General features: G+C 52.0%; 20 protein-coding genes. 19 read left to right on the forward strand and 1 reads right to left on the reverse strand.

The features are described 5' to 3' along the window. Nucleotides 1–64 precede the first annotated feature (64 nt). The gene (locus tag ACZ5ER_RS04815; RefSeq protein ID WP_464934915.1) at nt 65–1939 is read right to left on the reverse strand and encodes a phosphoenolpyruvate carboxykinase (GTP); all 1875 of its coding nucleotides are present in this window, start codon (nt 1937–1939) and stop codon (nt 65–67) included. Between the two features lie 165 nt (nt 1940–2104). Here ACZ5ER_RS04815 and ACZ5ER_RS04820 point away from each other — a divergent pair, with 165 nt between their 5' ends. The 19 genes from ACZ5ER_RS04820 (at nt 2105) to ACZ5ER_RS04910 (ending at nt 17056) form a co-directional block, all read left to right on the forward strand. Beyond that, the gene (locus ACZ5ER_RS04820) at nt 2105–2815 is read left to right on the forward strand and encodes a phosphohexomutase domain-containing protein (protein WP_050002860.1); all 711 of its coding nucleotides are present in this window, start codon (nt 2105–2107) and stop codon (nt 2813–2815) included. A 68-nt stretch (nt 2816–2883) separates the two neighbouring features. Then, nucleotides 2884–3504 carry a dTMP kinase gene (tmk, locus tag ACZ5ER_RS04825; RefSeq protein ID WP_464934916.1) on the forward strand — a complete coding sequence of 207 codons (621 nt, stop codon included), beginning with the start codon at nt 2884–2886 and terminating at the stop codon, nt 3502–3504. A gap of 19 nt (nt 3505–3523) precedes the next feature. Then, nucleotides 3524–4381 (forward strand): integrase, encoded by an 858-nt coding sequence (locus ACZ5ER_RS04830; RefSeq protein WP_464934917.1) that lies wholly within the window; start codon nt 3524–3526, stop codon nt 4379–4381. A gap of 434 nt (nt 4382–4815) precedes the next feature. Then, entirely contained in the window at nt 4816–4992 is a 177-nt protein-coding gene (locus tag ACZ5ER_RS04835) for a hypothetical protein (protein ID WP_464934918.1), read from the forward strand. Further along, complete coding sequence (locus ACZ5ER_RS04840) at nt 4989–5213, forward strand: hypothetical protein (RefSeq protein ID WP_464934919.1); 225 nt, start codon at nt 4989–4991, stop codon at nt 5211–5213. The genes ACZ5ER_RS04835 and ACZ5ER_RS04840 overlap by 4 nt, the downstream gene beginning before the upstream one ends. Then, complete coding sequence (locus tag ACZ5ER_RS04845; protein WP_464934920.1) at nt 5210–5578, forward strand: hypothetical protein; 369 nt, start codon at nt 5210–5212, stop codon at nt 5576–5578. Before ACZ5ER_RS04840 ends, ACZ5ER_RS04845 begins: the two co-directional genes overlap by 4 nt. A 425-nt stretch (nt 5579–6003) precedes the next feature. Next, nucleotides 6004–7623, forward strand: coding sequence for a hypothetical protein (locus ACZ5ER_RS04850; protein ID WP_464934921.1), 1620 nt, complete (start codon nt 6004–6006; stop codon nt 7621–7623). Nucleotides 7624–7627: 4 nt separating this feature from the next. After that, the gene (locus ACZ5ER_RS04855; RefSeq protein ID WP_464934922.1) at nt 7628–9766 is read left to right on the forward strand and encodes a hypothetical protein; all 2139 of its coding nucleotides are present in this window, start codon (nt 7628–7630) and stop codon (nt 9764–9766) included. An 11-nt stretch (nt 9767–9777) separates the two neighbouring features. Continuing rightward, the gene (locus ACZ5ER_RS04860; RefSeq protein WP_464934923.1) at nt 9778–10344 is read left to right on the forward strand and encodes a hypothetical protein; all 567 of its coding nucleotides are present in this window, start codon (nt 9778–9780) and stop codon (nt 10342–10344) included. 1 nt (nt 10345) lies between these two features. Then, on the forward strand, nt 10346–10855 hold the full coding sequence (locus ACZ5ER_RS04865) for a hypothetical protein (protein WP_464935103.1): 510 nt from the start codon (nt 10346–10348) through the stop codon (nt 10853–10855). A 77-nt stretch (nt 10856–10932) separates the two neighbouring features. After that, complete coding sequence (locus ACZ5ER_RS04870; RefSeq protein WP_464934924.1) at nt 10933–11211, forward strand: hypothetical protein; 279 nt, start codon at nt 10933–10935, stop codon at nt 11209–11211. Then, complete coding sequence (locus ACZ5ER_RS04875) at nt 11201–11452, forward strand: hypothetical protein (protein WP_464934925.1); 252 nt, start codon at nt 11201–11203, stop codon at nt 11450–11452. The genes ACZ5ER_RS04870 and ACZ5ER_RS04875 overlap by 11 nt, the downstream gene beginning before the upstream one ends. Continuing rightward, a complete protein-coding gene (locus ACZ5ER_RS04880) occupies nt 11449–12246 on the forward strand; it encodes a hypothetical protein (protein ID WP_464934926.1) in 798 nt (265 codons plus the stop codon). The genes ACZ5ER_RS04875 and ACZ5ER_RS04880 overlap by 4 nt, the downstream gene beginning before the upstream one ends. 10 nt (nt 12247–12256) lie before the next feature. Then, a complete protein-coding gene (locus ACZ5ER_RS04885) occupies nt 12257–12739 on the forward strand; it encodes a hypothetical protein (RefSeq protein WP_464934927.1) in 483 nt (160 codons plus the stop codon). Beyond that, nucleotides 12739–13224 carry a hypothetical protein gene (locus ACZ5ER_RS04890; protein ID WP_464934928.1) on the forward strand — a complete coding sequence of 162 codons (486 nt, stop codon included), beginning with the start codon at nt 12739–12741 and terminating at the stop codon, nt 13222–13224. The genes ACZ5ER_RS04885 and ACZ5ER_RS04890 overlap by 1 nt, the downstream gene beginning before the upstream one ends. 32 nt (nt 13225–13256) lie before the next feature. Further along, on the forward strand, nt 13257–14369 hold the full coding sequence (locus ACZ5ER_RS04895; RefSeq protein WP_464934929.1) for a hypothetical protein: 1113 nt from the start codon (nt 13257–13259) through the stop codon (nt 14367–14369). A gap of 124 nt (nt 14370–14493) precedes the next feature. Then, nucleotides 14494–15912 carry a helicase HerA domain-containing protein gene (locus ACZ5ER_RS04900; RefSeq protein ID WP_464934930.1) on the forward strand — a complete coding sequence of 473 codons (1419 nt, stop codon included), beginning with the start codon at nt 14494–14496 and terminating at the stop codon, nt 15910–15912. Between the two features lie 11 nt (nt 15913–15923). Beyond that, nucleotides 15924–16706, forward strand: coding sequence for a hypothetical protein (locus tag ACZ5ER_RS04905; protein ID WP_464934931.1), 783 nt, complete (start codon nt 15924–15926; stop codon nt 16704–16706). Continuing rightward, nucleotides 16703–17056, forward strand: a complete 354-nt coding sequence (locus ACZ5ER_RS04910; protein WP_464934932.1) for a hypothetical protein — start codon at nt 16703–16705, stop codon at nt 17054–17056. The genes ACZ5ER_RS04905 and ACZ5ER_RS04910 overlap by 4 nt, the downstream gene beginning before the upstream one ends. Nucleotides 17057–17119 lie beyond the last annotated feature (63 nt).

Below are 17119 nucleotides of genomic sequence, written 5' to 3' on the forward strand. Positions count from 1 at the left end.
TGCATTTAAAACCCTGTCGTTCGGCGTTTGACGAAGATAGTGGAAAGAAAAGTTGGGGGAAAACTCACTTCTCCAGGACAAACGGGCTTATGTATTCGCCATACTTCTCTCTGGCCTCAAGGAGGCGCTTCCTTTCCTCCTCAAGAACCTGGAAGAGCTCCTCCGGGACTTCCTTGACCTGCTCGCGGTAGATCTTCTCGATGCGCTCAATCTTCGCGAGCAGTTCGGGCACACGTATGGTGAACTGCTTCTCGTAGTCCTCCCTGCTGTAGTCCTTGTTAAGAACCTGCTTGAAGAGCCTCTTTAGGTCTTCGTACTTCGGGATGTAGCCTATCGGCGTCTCTATCGCATCAACGTCGCCGTGGACTCTGAGCTCCATCCACTTGAGCCAGACGGCCTTGTCGAGCTTGTGGTTCAGCCAGTTGCCGTTCTCATCGCGGAGGAAGTAGTTCACGGCGAATATCTTCGGGGTCTTTCTAAGCCTCTTCTCGAAGTCGAGGTAGTTCCTGAGGTAGTCACCGAGCGGGACGCTCATGAAGTCTAGTATGGCCATCGGGTTGAAGGCCCTCACTCCCTCCTTGCCGAGGGTGGCAGCGGTCGTCTCGCTCTCAAGGGCGGCGCCCATCGTTATTACTCCATGCTTCCAGTCGAAAGCTTCCCTGACCGGCGGCCAGGTGTCTTTATCACGACCACCGAAAATCATCCCGCCGACCTCAACGCCGCACGGGGCGTCAAGGGCTTCTAAATCCACGTTCGGGAAGTGCTCTAGGCTGACGGTAAAGCGGGCGTTCTTGTGGCTCGGCGGTATCTCGTTTCCTTCTTTGTCTCTCTTGCCCCTCCACCACTTTCCGCTGTGGTTCTCACCCTCATCGGGTATCGGGACGCCCATCTCGTTCCAGTAGGGCTTTCCGTCCTTGACGAGGACGTTTGAGAAGATTATCTCGGCCGGCGAGTGAAGAACCTGCCAGATTATCGGGTCGTCCTCTGGGTTGACGCCCTGAATTATGCCGAAGACCCCCTTCTCGACGTTCGCCCCTCTAGCAACGCCGTTGAGGGGCATTATGAAGGTCAGGTCATCGCCGACGATGTTCTCCCATGGAATCATGGCGGTAGAGGTCTTGCCACACATGCTCGGGTAGGCACCGGTGAAGTAGGTCTTCCTGCCGTTTGGACCGTTGACGCGCATCAGGAACATGTGCTCGCTGAGCCAGCCCTCTCTGACTGCCTTCTGGATTGTGAGCCTGAAGGCGAGCTTCTTCAGACCGATGGTGTTGCCGCCGTACTGGGTGTTGACGGAGTAAACGGTGTCGTCAACGAGGTCTATGTAAATCCTCCTCTTGTCGAGGTTCTTGCTGGTCTTCCTCTCGTCGAGCTCCCCTGCGCTGTGGACGAAGCGGAAGAACTTTGCATCTCTTCCAAGGCGCTTGAACTCCTCGTAGCCCTTCCTGTAAAGGATGAACTCCGAGTGGGCCACGTAGGCCGAATCGGTGAGCTGGACGGCGGGAATCGTGAAGACCGAGTTCTTGGGTCCGAGGACGAAGAAGCATATAAAGAGCTCCTTTCCGCGCATGATTCCCTTCATGAGCTCTTTAATCTCCTTCAGGCCTTCGTCGCGGTCCTTGGTGTTGAGGAAGGGGATTTTCTTTCCGCCGGGCACGAGGAGCTTGGTGTTTGCCTTGTCCCTCGCCTGGTCGTAGTAGCTGTCGTAGTGGACGGTGTGGTTCGGCGTTTCGAGCATCTTCTCCTCTCCGTAGTAGAGGGCCTTCCATTTGACATAGGCCTCGTCTTCCGGACTGTCCGTGCAGACGAAGACTTTATCCGGTTCGAGCCACTCAATCCATTCCGCCAAAAAAGCGTGGAGCTCCGGGTTGTCTATTGCCTTGATTTTCTCAAACTGTTCTTTAGGGAGGAGTTCCTTAAGCTTTTCAAGAGCCTCCATTTTTACCGCCTCCTGTTTCTGTTGGCCAGTGTATTAAAATAGTTTGCCAGTGGATTTAAGTACTCCGAAGAATATTTAAGGACATCAGCAGACAGATTTTTGTTGGGCTGTGCCGGGGAAACTTTGAAAAACGATAACACTTACGGTGATATGGGAGGTGGTACCGTGGAACTCTACCATTCCGAGAAGTTCAACCCCGAGGAGCTGGCTCTTCTAGGGAGGGCCATAGGAACAGTCGCCCATGGAACGACAATAGTTGGAAGGGACGGCAGGGCAATCTCGCGCTACGGAAAGAGGGCTATGGTCGTTGGCATCCTCAGTACAGGTTCTACGATAATGGACGTCCGCCTTATCCCCCTCATAGCGCTTAAGGACTTTGCCCACAGGAAGGGTCTCCCGCTCGTGTACGTCTACTACCACGGCGGCGTTCGCGTTTACGTCAGCGGGCTCGACGTGGACGAGATAAAGGCGATCCTTGAGAGCAGGAGCTTCATCGAGGCGCACCCGAATGACATAGGTGCGACGGTATACTACCCCAACGCCCTCGACGACTTTATGAACGACCTCTTCAAGCACTATAACTTCAAGATTGGCGGCAAGGCCCTCGTGGACGCGATGAACACCCCCGCGGTTCTGTTCTTCCCCAGGCTGAGCGAGCACTTTGGCTTTGAGGTCGAGCTCATGAACGACATGATGACGAGCTACCTGCCGCCGAAGCCGAAGGAGGTCTTCCTCCACAAGTTCAACAAGGGCGACTACGACTTCGGAATGCGCTTCAGGCCCGATGGCGTCGTGGAGCTGTACACGGGCGGGGAAGAAAAGGAGTTTGGAAGCATGTGGTCGCTCGTTGATTACCTGAAGAAAACTTTCGCCTGACGTAGCGGCAATTTTATAAGCCCCTCGTCGAGGGGTCTACACATTCTTTCATTTTGGGGGTGACGGGTTTGGGGATATTCATTGTGCTTGAAGGCATAGACGGTGCTGGTAAATCAACGCAGGCGAAGCTGCTCAAACTGTGGCTTGAGGAGAGAGACTATGAGGTAGTCCTGACCAAGGAACCAACGGACACACCCTTCGGAAAACTCATCAGAAAGCTCGTCCTGACGGGTGGAAGGGAGGGAATAATAGACGGCGCTAAAATAAGCCACGAGGCGGAGGCCCTCCTCTTCGCGGCGGACAGGGCGGAGCACGTTGACAAGCTAATAAAGCCCGCCCTCGAGTCCGGAAAGGTCGTGATTTCGGACAGGTACTTTTACTCTTCGCTGGCCTACCAGTGGGCCAGGGGGCTTGACCTCGAGTGGCTGATAGACCTGAACCGCTTTGCAATAAAGCCCGACCTCGTTCTGCTCCTCGATTTGCCCGTCAAGGAGAGCATGAAGCGCATAAGGACGAGAAGCATAAAGAGCGAGTTCGACAAGATAGCGGAGCTCCAGAAGAAAGTCCGCGAAAACTACCTCAAGCTCGCGGAGCGCTTTCCGGAGATTAAAATCGTTAACGCCATGGAGGACATTGACGGAGTCCACAGACAGATTGTTGCCCTCGTTGAGAACTTACTTGAGAAATGAATGGAGCCCCGGGCGGGATTTGAACCCGCGACCGGCGGATTACAAGGGTATATCACTCCAAACGCTAAATGAGCTGTGGAGCCAGCACAAAGAGCAGTTCAGAGAGTGGCTTTCCCGCAGACTCACAAAAGAAAAGACAGTGAAGGACTACTACAATGCCCTCGAAAAGCTGTTCATGAACTACACTGTGACCTTTGACAAGAGAAGCATAAAGGAAGCAGTTGATGCCGTCGGAAACAAGAAACGCTACGCCTACGGCCTCAGGAACTTTCTCAAATTTTTGGCCGAGGTTGAAGTTATAGACGAGGAGTTTTCTAAGTTCTTGCAGAGCTATGCGAAGGCCAAAACAAATGGAGTCCGCGAAATCTATATTTCAGATGAAGAAATCTCAGAAGCATGGAAGCACATCAAGAGAAGAAGAGAGGAAGCACGTCTCTTGTTCAAACTTATGGTGTTCTCAGGAGTTCGGTTATCGCAATTGGTTAGAATGCTCGCGACTTTTGACCCAACGTTGCTCCAGTTCCCGGCTGAAGGTATAGCCAGGTATCCAATCCGTGAACTCTCCAAAGGAAAGAAAAGGGGTTTTTGGGTTTACATGCCTGCCGGACTGACTACAGAACTCAAAAGAATCAGGATAAAAGAGTCAACGGCATGGGAATGGGTTACGTACAAGAGGGTCTCTGCCAACACAATCCGGAAGTGGCATTACACTTTTCTCATTCGTCAGGGCGTTCCTGCCGACATCGCTGACTTCATCCAGGGACGTGCAAGCCAGCGCGTTGGGGCGACTCACTACCTGAACAAGACCCTCCTCGCCGATGAGTGGTATTCTGCCGTGGTTGATGACCTGAAGAAAGTTCTGGAGGGTTCGAAATGAACTGGATAAAGCTCGGAAATGTTGTCAGCCTGATGATGTGGGTGCTCTTTCCGTTTGTGGCCACGCTTGGAACGATTTGGAGACTCATGATGGTAGAAAAATAAAGGAGGTGAGCGGAGGATGGCCCGGGAAAAGGTTAACGGTTCTGGCACTTATGTTTGGGGGTTTAGTATTGATAAGGAGACTCATCGCATGATTAAGGAACTCTCAAGGAGTCTCGGCATAAGAAACGAGTCGGCAGTCGTCAGGATGGCGATTAGACGGCTCTACAACGAAGTGAAAGCCTGATTTTTGCGAACTTTTCTCAATCCTTTCGCATGAGTTTTTCGAGGATTCTTAAATATCTTTGCCGTACTCTCTATTTTAGCCCACTTGGGCCTTCCTCCGCTCAAATCAGTTCTGTCAAATCATCATTGCCTGCAAGAGGTGGTAGTATGGACTCTCTTGAGGGGATTGCTCGGGAGATTGAGGCTCTTGATAGGTATGCAGTGAGGCTTCGGGAACAGATTAATGCGGCACAGCGCGAGCTCGCGAGGGTCACGCGCAAGAAGCAACAACTGGTGGCAGAGCTTTCTCGCCTTAAGAAGGCGCGGAAGGTGACGGCAGTATGAAGGGCGTGAAGAAAGTTGCGGTCACCGCTATGAAGGTGTTCCTCGGAAATCTCCTGCTCGTGATATTCCTGCTCGCAACGAACGACATGAGCTTCACCCTCCTTGCGCTGATTCCGGCAGTGTGGGCGACTATCGGCTACGCGATAGCAGAAGGTGCGAGTTCCGCTGTTTCTGTAGCAATGTCAAAACTACGCAAGAGAAAGGAGGTTGCACCGGCATGAACGCAAAGAGCGCAAAGAGCCTCGTCCAGCTCATTCTCTTCATTCTCATCATCGCCTTCTTCGGCTACGTCGCGTGGGACAGCATAACGAAGGAAGCTGCTTTCTTTGGGGCCCTCGGAGGGATTACCCTGCACTGGCTGCTCACAAACAAGGGGAACAGGAACATTATCTACATCAAGCCCTTGACGGCAGGCTGGCGCGTACTGATCTATGATATTCTACTCGTGACGTGGCTCATTGCTCTCTACCAGCTCGCTGGAAGCTTTGAGGCTTTTCCCAACAGCCTGCTTGCAATAAACGAACAAACTGCTCTTGTGCTGGCCCTTGTGGGCGGGATTGGCATTGATTACAGCGTAGGAGGCTGAGCGATGGACGTTCTCGGACTGGTTCTCGCGTTTGGATTGATGTCAATCGGCATCGTCCTCGTCGGGCTTGGCATTGACACTTGGGCACTCTCAAGGAGGTGGTCTAAGTGAAAAGGCTCGGGGTAGTGCTCGCTCTGCTGGTACTCTTCAGCGTTTTGGCAGGAGCGGGCTCGGTCGCGGCGACTTCATTGATTGATCTTCAGAATGCAGGCTTTAGCATTGATTTCACGGTTTCATCTAGCGACTACACAGCAACAGGGGCGGCTAATGGTTGGGTAATGTATCTTAAATCTACAAATCAATATTCGGGGGGAGATACTGGCACAATAACAGGTGCTTGGAATTCAACGTTAAACGCTTTCAGAATTCATACGCAAGAAATAAGTAGTAGGCATGTTTTGCTTGTTTACGACAGTCCGCTGTCGTTGCAGGGAAACTTTACATACAAGATAAAGGGATATTCTGAGAGACCAAACGACGGCGGTTATGGTGTCGGTGCTGTCGTTGAAACGACTTCAAACACCACGTATGTAGTTATTCACTATTGGGTGGGCTCGGCGGCTGATGGTTTCTCCACAACGGCTTTTGATAGCTGGTTTGGCGGCGTTTACTGGTTCAATGACTTACCAGACCCCACAGGCTCGGTTATTGAGTTTTCAATTAACCCTGTGGAGGACTTAATATCAAAAGGGGTGATAGCGTCGGCGGACGAGGTGAAAAGCGTTAAGGTCGCTCTGTTCCTTTATCAGGACTTTAATGGGGATGCTCACGACTTATACGTTTATGATATTGTCCCGGAGGCTTATCCGGTCACGTTTAACCTGAAAGACGCCCTCACCGGCCAGCCTCTTTCGGGCGTAACGGTCAAAGAGGGCGATACTACGCTCGGCACGATTGACGACGGCGGCTCGCTGGAGCTGGCGAAGGGCACTCACGAATTAACTTTTGAGAAAACCGGCTACTGGAGCGTCACGAAGACTATTGACGTCCAGAGCGACATGACTGTCAGCGTTGAAATGTACCCCTCCAGCGCGGCTTTCAAGCTCGAGAACTTCCCGAGCGACATCACTATTCCCGAGAACACGATTTACGAGCTCACGTTCACACTGAGCCCAATCCAGACCAGCGCGACCTACAACACTTATCTAAGCCTTTCTGGCCTCTCCGACATCATAGAAGTCCGCAAGGACGGCTCCGTCGTGTCTCCGGAGTCCGGGAAGTACTACCTCGGCGACATTTCCTCGCCTGTTCAGGTCACTATCAAGTTCAAGGTTGGCTCCGTTGGCACTCACGGCTTCACAATCACCCTCACGAGCAACGATGCAATCATGAGCAAGACCTACACGACGACAAAGCAGGTGACGTATAAGGTCGAGCCGCTCCCGTTCAGCGTGCAGATGCCCTCTGAGTGGCAGGTCGGCCAGAACGAGCTGAGGATTTCAGAATCGAGCGGTCAGAGCTACCTAATCACGGCTGTCCTCAAGGACAGCCAAGGCAACGAGGTGTGGAGTGACTCCCACGCATTCAGCCCGTATGAGGCGCACACCTTCCAGATCAATGTTCCAGCTGAGGGCTCCTACACGCTCGAACTCACCTGGAACGGCCAGACGGCAGTTTATTCAATCCAAGTAAACCCTGCCATTACCCTCGTTACCAAGACCCTTACCGTCTCCGAGGGCGGCGAGGGAGTCATCACGCTCCACTTCAAGAACCCGTCGAGCGATGTCCAGTACTACACGATAAAGGTCTCCGGCGGCTTCCTGCCGGCTGAAATCAACCAGAGCATCAGTGTCGGCCCGCTCACTGAGAAGGACGTCAGCATCACCTTCGCCGTGCCGGAAGACCTCACTTATGACGCCTACGAGCTGAATGTGGCCGTCATGCAGGGCAACGCGACGGTCTTCTCTGACAAGGTTGCCGTCAGTATTTCGGATAGTTCTGGATTCAGCCTCTTCGGTGGGGCTTCAAGTTCAAAGACGCTCTACTACGGCCTCGCGGCCTTGGTTGGCCTCGGCCTATTTATCGCAATCCTGAGGAGGAGGTGAGATTGTGCTCTCTCTTTTCAACTTTCTGAAGTGCAGGAAGAAGGAAGACGAGGAAGAGAACGAGAAGAAAAATCAGAGATGCAACAGGCGGAAGCGCGTAGCTGGAGCACTCATCATGCTAATACTCTTCGTCAGCATCTACGCACAGCCTGCTAGCGCGTTCTCGTTCTCGGGCTGGTGGAATGGAGTTAAGGAGCGAGCAAAAGACACAGTCAAGACTGTTGTACCAGTCGTGGTCGGAGGCATAGCCACTGGAGCCTGCCTAGCTGGCACGGCTGGAGCAGGCTCTGCGGCATGTATTGGGATGGGTTTGGCGGCTGCAGGAGCAACTTACGCAGGGATGGAGATCCTGTTAGGAGATGACAGTGAAAAAACAAGCGGCGGGACTCTAAGTGTTGACAGGTACGCAAACCAGTCAACTGTAACGGATGATCCTGATGAAACCACAAATCTCCTCGACGAGTCGAACCAGGAGGCTTACAAGAGGATTGCCGAGCTCACCGCAAAGCTCCGCTCCGACCTCGTGCAGTATGATACAAAAGAAGACGGCGCCACCGGCGACCTTTGGATTGAAATCTATGGCCCACAGTCAATATACGGCTTCTCTGCTTTTCCAGTCCAGGCGAAACTCTACACGAAGAAGAGCAATATCCCCTTCAACGTCATTCACCTCCGCTCCGTCGAGATATACCTTCAGAAGGAGAACAGCACCGTCCCGCTCTGGAGGAGGGTATGGGACTATGGAGCCGGCAGCGAGGGCCTAAATGGGGAGAGTGCAGTATATACTACAATCCTCAAGGTGCCCGATGATTATGTCTATTCAGTCCAGAACGCAATCTCAACCGGCCAGGTCACGAGGAATCTCATTGAGACTCTCTTCAACGCAAACACTTCCACATGGGAAATTTTCGTCAAGGTTGACGCCTACCGCGAGGTCTGGCAGAGCGACCCGAGTTATACTAATCAGACCAGCTGTGAAAACGCCGGCGGCAAGTGGGATACCAACACAAGCACCTGTTACGTCTTCGTCAGGAACGATGATATAGACTACACTGCATATACTACAAGCGCCTGGAAGCACGTCACAATGGCTCATGACATAGCGCAGCTCACAGACGGCTTTTATGCTTCCCTACCGGTCAAATTCCTCAACACTGAGGCGGCTACAAAGTGGGCAATCTACCAGGAGAAATACGCCGGAGCCCTCTCGAACTTCATCATCCTGACCTCTGCCACGCCGCTCCATGTCGTAGGGTCAACTGCTGACTACAAGTTCTATATTGTGCCGAATCCGGGCTACTTCGACCCGCTGAATCCGACCTTCGAGGATGACTTCCGCTTCGTGGTTGTGAGGGAGTACAAAGACCTAAGCTGGACGGTCGCAGACAGCATCTTCGGCGACCTCGGAACCATGAGCGCTGATTCACCGACGATGAAGCTCCTGACTGCCCACTACACCGAAGACCCGAACACTCTCACCTACAAGGTCTACGGGCTGGCTTCATTCACTATCAAGCGCGATGATAACACCACCATCCCGCTCTGGCTCGTTGTGAGCCCGAAGATTTCCGTCATCCCGAACACGAGGACGGTTCTCGCAGATGAGCAGATGGAGCAGCTCGTTCAGTTCACAGACGACGACAAGATAACCGAAGAGGAAATTGAGCAGATCAAGGGCATAGCAGCCAGCCTCATCAACGGCCTGCAGGAGAAGATTGCCGCCGCTGAGAGCCTCAAGAAGAAAGCTGACGCGGAGAACAACGAGAAAGCATCACTCTACGCTGAAAAGGCAATACAAGCGTACGAGGATGCGATTGAAGCGCTCAACAAAATAACACAAACTGATGCGGTGCAAGAGTACCTCAACTGGCTTAACGTTGCAAAGAAGCTCGAACAGGCCGGCGACTTCTACATGAGTGCGGCAGAGAAGGCCCTTTATGGTGAGTACGAGCAGGCTGAACTCGATGCGCAGAAGGGCGATGAGCTCGTTGACCTCGCTGACGAGTACAAACCCCATATTGACATTCTAGGCACTGCAAAGGATCTGCTGAACAAAGAGGTCTTCGGCGTCAAGCTGTGGGTGCTTCTGCTGATTATCTTCGTTCTTGTGGGCGCTTTCGTGATTTGGAAGAAACTGCTCTGAGGTGATGTGACGTGGGGAATGCAAACAAGAATGAGAACCGGCCCGGAGTTGGAGAACGGGCCGGGAATTTCTTTTTCAACAAACTAGGCTTCAGAATCGCGGCAACGGGCATGATGGCACTAATAGCCTGGTACGCGCAGGAGAAAAGCGTCACGATAGCAGAATTCAACGCCGCCTACGCAAGCATCCCGCTCGTCGGCATAATCCTCGCCCTGCTCTTTGACTACGGCCTCGACACGGGCAAACTCTACAACAAAATGCTCGGCAGGGGCAAGAGCGGGCTTTCGAAGCTCGTCTTCGCATTCGGCGCAGTGTTCGTCTTCTTCCTGATGTTCACGTGGCTCCTGGCAGGGACCATTACGCTGAACCTTGCTACAGTCACGCCAGCCACACTTGTTGCCTCTGCTCTCGTGGCTCTTGTCGTCCTCCTGCCGAACACTGGAACGTCAGAATGGCTTCTCTGGCTCTGGATTGCAGAGACCATAGTGACCGGTGGTGCGCACCTGACAATACTCCCGGCCATCTCGCTCTTCCAGATGGCCGTTGCGGTGCTCCTTGGAGGTGGTGCTCTTGGTTGATATGAAGAAGTTGAACAACGTGAATTATCTCATCAAACTGGTGCTGGTGGGTCTAATAGGCGGCTTTGTCCTGAGATGGGCTACTGGCCAGAACATCACAGTGAACCAGTACGTTGAAGCAGTTGCCATGACTCCAATCTACGTTATCATCGCAATCGAAGCGCTGGACAAACTCTCTGACAAAATGGACTACGAGTTCCTTGGTTTCGCCTACGGCTCGAAGTATGGAGTCAACAAAGTCATCATGAGCCTCCTAATTGCCGGAATAGGGTTTGTGGCAGTGCTCTACTTCATGACAGGCACCATCTCAATGACCGTTGGAGCCTACAATACTGGAGTCCTCCTCGCCGCGGCAACCTATGCCCTATACATTGTAGCACCAGAGACGGGCGATGACGAACTGATAGCATTCCTTTGGATTGCAGCCACGGTGGTTACAGGAGGTAAATATCTCGATACGGCCTTCAGCTTGCCATTCCTCGCAAAGATGGTCAGTATCATAGTCAACTGAGGTGACTCACAATGCTCGGCAGGATTGCAGTGGCCCTCATTGCCTACCTCCTTTGCATTTTCCATTTTCAAGACAGCATGGTTACAGTAGGTCAGCTCTTCGGCCTTTCGGGCTTTTGGGCCCTCTTCATTCCTTCGACCCTGGTCGGCCTGAGCGTTTACAGAATTGCAGACCTTGAACATTGGGGAGTTCTAGACGCGGCAGGATTCCTCATCATCGGTAGCATCATCATGCTAGCTCTCACCAGCGACCCCACTGCAACCCTCCTCCAGCTAACGCAGGGTGTCGTCAGCTTCAGCGTCGCCGCGATACTCGGTGCATTAGCCCTCCGCGGAGGTGGGCAGGGTGGACGTTAACAGTCTAATAATCCTTGGGATAATCGCAGTAATTGGCCTTTTCCTGCTCAAGAGTCTCATTAAAACGCTCCTGTTCAGCCTAATCGCAGTGGCAGGGATTTACTACCTCGCAAAGGCGGGTTACCTGCCGGACAGCGTCTCTAACCTTTCGTTTTTTGACAAGCTCGACGTTTCAGGCTTGATTGACAAGCTTTCCGCGCTCCTTGATAAGATAAAGGAATTTGGAGGTGTGTTAAGTTGAGAAAGAAGGAAAGGCAGTTGATAACGATCGGGTTGGTGGTACTCTTTGCGGCGATAGCCTGGTGGGCCTACAACGGGCACGCCAGCCCTGGAGTGCTCCTGAACCTTGACAATCAGAGCAACAGCACAGAAACCTACCAGCTTGCCGTTTCAGACCTCTCCGCCAGCGTTGACCAGGCGACCGGGCACGTGATAGTGTCTTTCAAGCTCTCAAACGAGGAGCACTTCAACATCAGCTCTGTCCAGGTCCTCTATGCACTCAACGTCGCCGATCCCAACAACGCCACCTTTAGCGTTCTGAACGCCGCAGCCGAGAACGGCACCTATAGCGCCGAGATTCCGGCCAGTTTCGGCGATACCGTCTACTACAAGGTCAAGGTCGTCTATGACAATGGAAAAGAGCTCGTGACCGACGTCCACACCATAACCGTCGTTGACACTACTGAGCCGACCCTGAGCTCTGTCAGCATTGACTACAACAACGCCACTGCAACCTTCTCAATTGACTTCAACGCTACCGACAACGACGCAATAGCTACCTACTACGTGTATTACGCTGACCTCGGCACTAACAGCACTATTGGCAACACTACAGCCTTCACTCCAGTCAATGCGACTGTTACGCCAATTACTCTCACTAACATCACCGAGGGCAACTACTACGCGTTCTACTTCAAGGTCGAGGACCTGAGCGGAAACGTCGCGATGCTCTACAACGAGACCGCTCCGTACATCGTCCAGGCTAACAGCTCCGCGACTTGGCCGGTTGTAGTGCCTGAACAGAGCTCCAGCTGAGGTGGCTGAAATGTACGCCCACCGCTCCTCTCCTTCATTTTCCCGCGTGATACTGCGCTTGTTCGCGATATTCTCTACGATATTCTTAATTTACTACGGCTACTCGACCTTCCATCAGACTGACCCGCTGAAGGAGCGCCTCTACCAGCTCGGTTATCCCACAAAGGGCTACATTGTCGAGAATGGAACTATCCTCTGGAGCGATGGGCACCTCACGATAATTCAGGGCGCTTATGTTGAGAACTATCCAATCACAGCGGAGCAGGCTTACAATCTCGTCCTACAGTATTTAGCCAGCTACAACCAAAAACTCGCTAAATACGGCTACCGGCTTTATCCCGAGAAGAAGAGCCTGACTGAGAAGGAAAAGAACGGGCAGAAGTATTGGGTTTTCGAGTTAAATCTCAAGGCGGGCAGTAATGACATGTTCGCGGGTTTCGCGTGGGTGAACCGCCGAACTGGAGCCGTTGAGATTAGAGGTATTTTGGGGTGATGCCCATGAGGAAACTTCTCGCCTTGTTGATTCTCCTCGGCATAGTGGTGGCCTCGGCAGGTTGTATTCAAGAAGGAGACGGCGGGATAATAATCACGTTTGGCGATGAGTCATATACCATACCCACAACCTCTTCGTCATCGACCACGACAACCAATTCCTCCGACCCCGAGACTTATGACTGCACGCAGATGGAGTTGGAGCTTGTAACTGTCGGCGAGGGCTTTGCGGGCTTCACGATCACGAGCTGCTACTATTTGGACGGCAAGCTAATCGAATACGGAGATCCGCAGGGCATTCCTGTAGGGGCCACTGAGGGAACCACGACAAAGTGCGGTTATACAGTCTACATCACGGTTCACAGCGTTGACCCTGCAACAAACTCGACCGTCGTCACCATTCACACCGAGCCCTCGAACCCGGGATGGGACGGCGAGAACATTGTCATGTACGAGGGCGACGTGCTGAGAGTCAGCTTCAGCTGAGTTGTCCCTATCTCCTATATGGGGGCGAGAACGTGAGAAGGGTTTTGCCTATATTCATAATATATATAATAGGACTAAGCGCAGTTTCAGCATACACTTGGCAGGGGCCCGTAGAGGATGGGACTCTCTACGTCAATGACCTCGTACTCAACATCACCAAAACACTCTCTAATACTACAATCGTGATAATCATTCGAGACGGCCAGATTCTCGAAATTCTGAGGCCCAATGCCAGTGTCCAAGTTCAAAACCTCACAATCACCTTGACGCTCGCGAACAACACCACACTCCTCAAAATCGATGGTGAAGAGTTCTTCACAATCATGACAAAGCCAGTAAAGCGAGAAGAGCCTACCAAAGAGGGGCATGAGTACTCCTTCATGTGGAATGGTCTTCTCATCACGAACCAGACGCTATACCTCTCTGGAAACACAACGCTAACACTCCTCAAAGGTCCTCTATTGGAAATAATCACGCCCGAAGGCGAATACTATCTTGACAGAGGCAATGCGACACTTGGAAGCCTCTACATCGAGGTGACTCCATACCTCAACAGCGCAGAAGTGTTGATAGCTTCAAACACGCCACTGAGCGCAACCTTTGAGCCAATAATCATCACAAAAGTCGTGAACAACACAATCGTCAATGAGACTGCAATCAAAGAGCTGCAAGGAGAGCTTGAGAAGAAAAACAAGATTATTACAAACCTAACCGCGAAAATAGATCAGCTCAAGAAAGAAAACAGTGTCCTCAAAACAGAGAACACAAAGCTCAAGCAGCGTGTTTCAGAGCTCGAAAAACAGCTGAAAAGCCAGCCCAACACTGCAGAGCTCCAGACAAAGCTCGTCAACCTCACGAAGGAAAACCGCGAACTCAAGGCTGAGCTTGCGAATCTAACGACGAAATACAACCAGCTCAAAGCAAAGGCGGACTTCCTTGAGCAGCAGAACGAGGAATACAGGCAGATTATCCAGCAGGTGATGAACGAGCAGAGTTCAGAAGCAAAGCAGAGCTACATTGAGAAGGCGAAGAAAGAGCGGTTAGTGGGCTCGGTTCTGTGGAAGAGCCTGGTTGGAAGCGTTGTTGTAGTGGGATTAGTCGGATATGGGCTTTATAGGAAAAAGAGAGCTTGGGAGCTGACATAAGCGATAACACAGCAGGAGGTGGGAGTTTTGAGGAAACAAAGAACTGAGCGGGGCGCTTGGTGCTAAAATATTATGTGTGTGAAGGGGGTTATTTTATTTTCATTAAGAAAACGGAGGGGTTAGAGTGGAGCAGGTCGCTAGTAATTCAAGCTCATGGGTGCCTGTAACAAAAGGAAGGCTAAATGAGATTTACATAGGGCGAGGCGTGAAGAGCGACGAGTATCGCCATACTCTAGACAGGTGGCTAAAGATAAACGACGACGATGCTAATCACATACTTTTCCTTGGGCCAAGCGGTTTCCAGAAGTCCACGACGATGAAGGCCCTACTTCAGGAAATCTGGCTGAACACGAGGTGGGGTAGGAACCAAGAGCCTCCACTCATCATAGTGTTCGAGAGGAAGTACGACCGTGCCAAAGCACAGCTTGTCAAAAGGACCTTTTACCAGCTCTTGAGGGAGCGGGGAGAGGGCTGGCTTAGGGCTAGAATGAGCCAGGTTACTGAGCTCAAGCTCTACATCAAGATGCTCGAGCTCCCTGCCTATGAGGGCCAGCTCGGCCTTATGGGGGACTTTGCCCTCGGGTGGGAGAACATCCTTGGCTGGTTGAAGTATGATAAACAGCACACGCTCTTTAGCCTGTTCGGAATAAAGCCTCGCGCTTTCCCGATTCGTAGATTTGTCTTTAATCCTACGAGGAACCCTCATAACATAGCCCTGGACTCAGGGCCCGAGACCGAGGTCATTGCGACCTTCCTCAAGTATGAACGATTGGACTTTGAGGACGTTGCAAAGGTCGTGAACATCAACCCCAACACGATTTACGCGCAGATAATCAAGTCGGCATGGGATGAGGAGAAGGCCAGGGACCCGGATGAGCTGGTCTTTGAGGCGAAGAGAATCTACGAGGAAATGCTTGAGTTCCTTGAAGTTGAGAACAAGAAGCCACCCACGAGCTTATGGGGCGTTTACAACGTTGCCAAGAGCCTTAAGAAAGTTCGCTGGCTAAAGAAGAGCGGTAAAGACCTTTTCGAGCAGTTGGACAACACGAAAATCAACGTTATTGACTTTAGCCAGAACTCCGACCTGACCGAGAACGCGAAGAATATCATCTTCAAAAAAGTCGTGGAATGGGTCCTGAATGAGTACGTGCAGGAGAAGGAGACGGCTGTCTTTATTGCGGGCGATGAGATTCAGAACTACCTGAGAAGCCGTTGGGGCAAGGCTATGGCGGCTAAGCTCTTCAGAGAGGGCCGTTCCAACCAGGTGAACTTTCTCGCTGCCACACAGTACCTTCACAGTCTGCCGTCAGAACTCATATACGGAGCCAGCCACATCGCCATCCTCGGAACCCTCGCTTCGGCTGACGATTACGCGCTCCTGAAAAAGGTCGTTCCAGATTTTGATGTTAGCTTTGAGCGTATCGTTGCTTCCTCACCCGCTGAAGTTGAGGAACTAAAAAGGAAGTATCGCGGACGCGGATATTTCATTTACAACAAGTTCTTTACCGAGCGGATTCATTTCCGCCCTTCACAAACCTTGTGAGGTGGAGGTGATTGAAAGTGTTTGAGTGGTTGAAGAGGAAAAAGAAGAGGGAAGGAGGCCTTCCGAAGAGGAACTACGTGGAGGACACACAGAACATTACTCTAATTGACGGAAGAGTTGAAAAAGTCAACGAGAAGCTAATGCATGAAGAGAAGCCGACCCTCCTGGACTGGAGGCAGAAACAGGCCGTTCAGTCTCTAAAGTTTGTGAGAACCCACCACCAAGTTCTGAAGGCCTACTACAAATTCAAAAGTGGCAACAGCATGGTGAAAGAAATCGTTACCCTCGGCTACGTGCAGGGCGTTGCGATAGCTCCCAACAACATGCTCGTGATTGCATACACGCCAAGAGCGCCGAGCTGGCTTGATGAAGTGTTTTTGTCTCTTGCCAGGGTTCTTGGTAGAGGGCCACATCAAAAGCTCCTCTGGACTTTCCCACAGTTCGCCCCACTCTCGGCCATGGACACGACGATAATTGTAGAGACCTCGAGGATAATGAGCACTGTGTGGGGCGACTTTGCGATGCCTCCGGAGCTGAGCGAGGAGCAAATAGCAGCCTTCTACGCAATCTACCAGAAGAGCCAGACGCTTGAGGCCCTGATTGACAACGTGCTCAAGAAGACCGGCTCACTCGTGAACACGGCCCTGGACATTAACCCGTTCGTCAAGAGCTACCAGCTCATCGAGAAGACCAAGAACCAGAAGAAGAAAGAGGAGCGCTTTAAGGTTGCTGAAGGCGGAGAAATAATCCTGAGCAGGGGCGAAAAAGACATTTGGGAGGAGTTCAACATATGAGCGAGGCTGAGGTTGCACCAGAGGGGAGCGTCGTTGCGAAGGACCTGTTCAAAGAAATCCTTGAGCAACAGCAGGAGGTCATTGAGCAGGAGCATAACGAGGGCGAGGTTGTCGGGGAGGAAGTGAAGAAGAAAAGGCCAAAGAGCCCGGGAAAGCGCCGGTATATTTCAGTCACAGACAGGACTAACTCGGCGCTGATGCTCCTCGTGCTTCGGAGGCTGAAGGCGGCGGAAGAGCACTCATTCCAGCCTGACGTCAAGGAGAACATTAGAGAGGCCGTCGTGCTCTTGAAAAGGATTATCGAGGAGAATGAAGATATGTTTCCAGGGGTATTGCGGCCCAAATCTTGACCTCTTCTTTTTCTACCGTAGAAAACCTTATAAGGAGAGCCTTCTACCGTATATCGGTGGGTC

The sequence above is a fragment of the Thermococcus marinus genome (assembly GCF_055389025.1).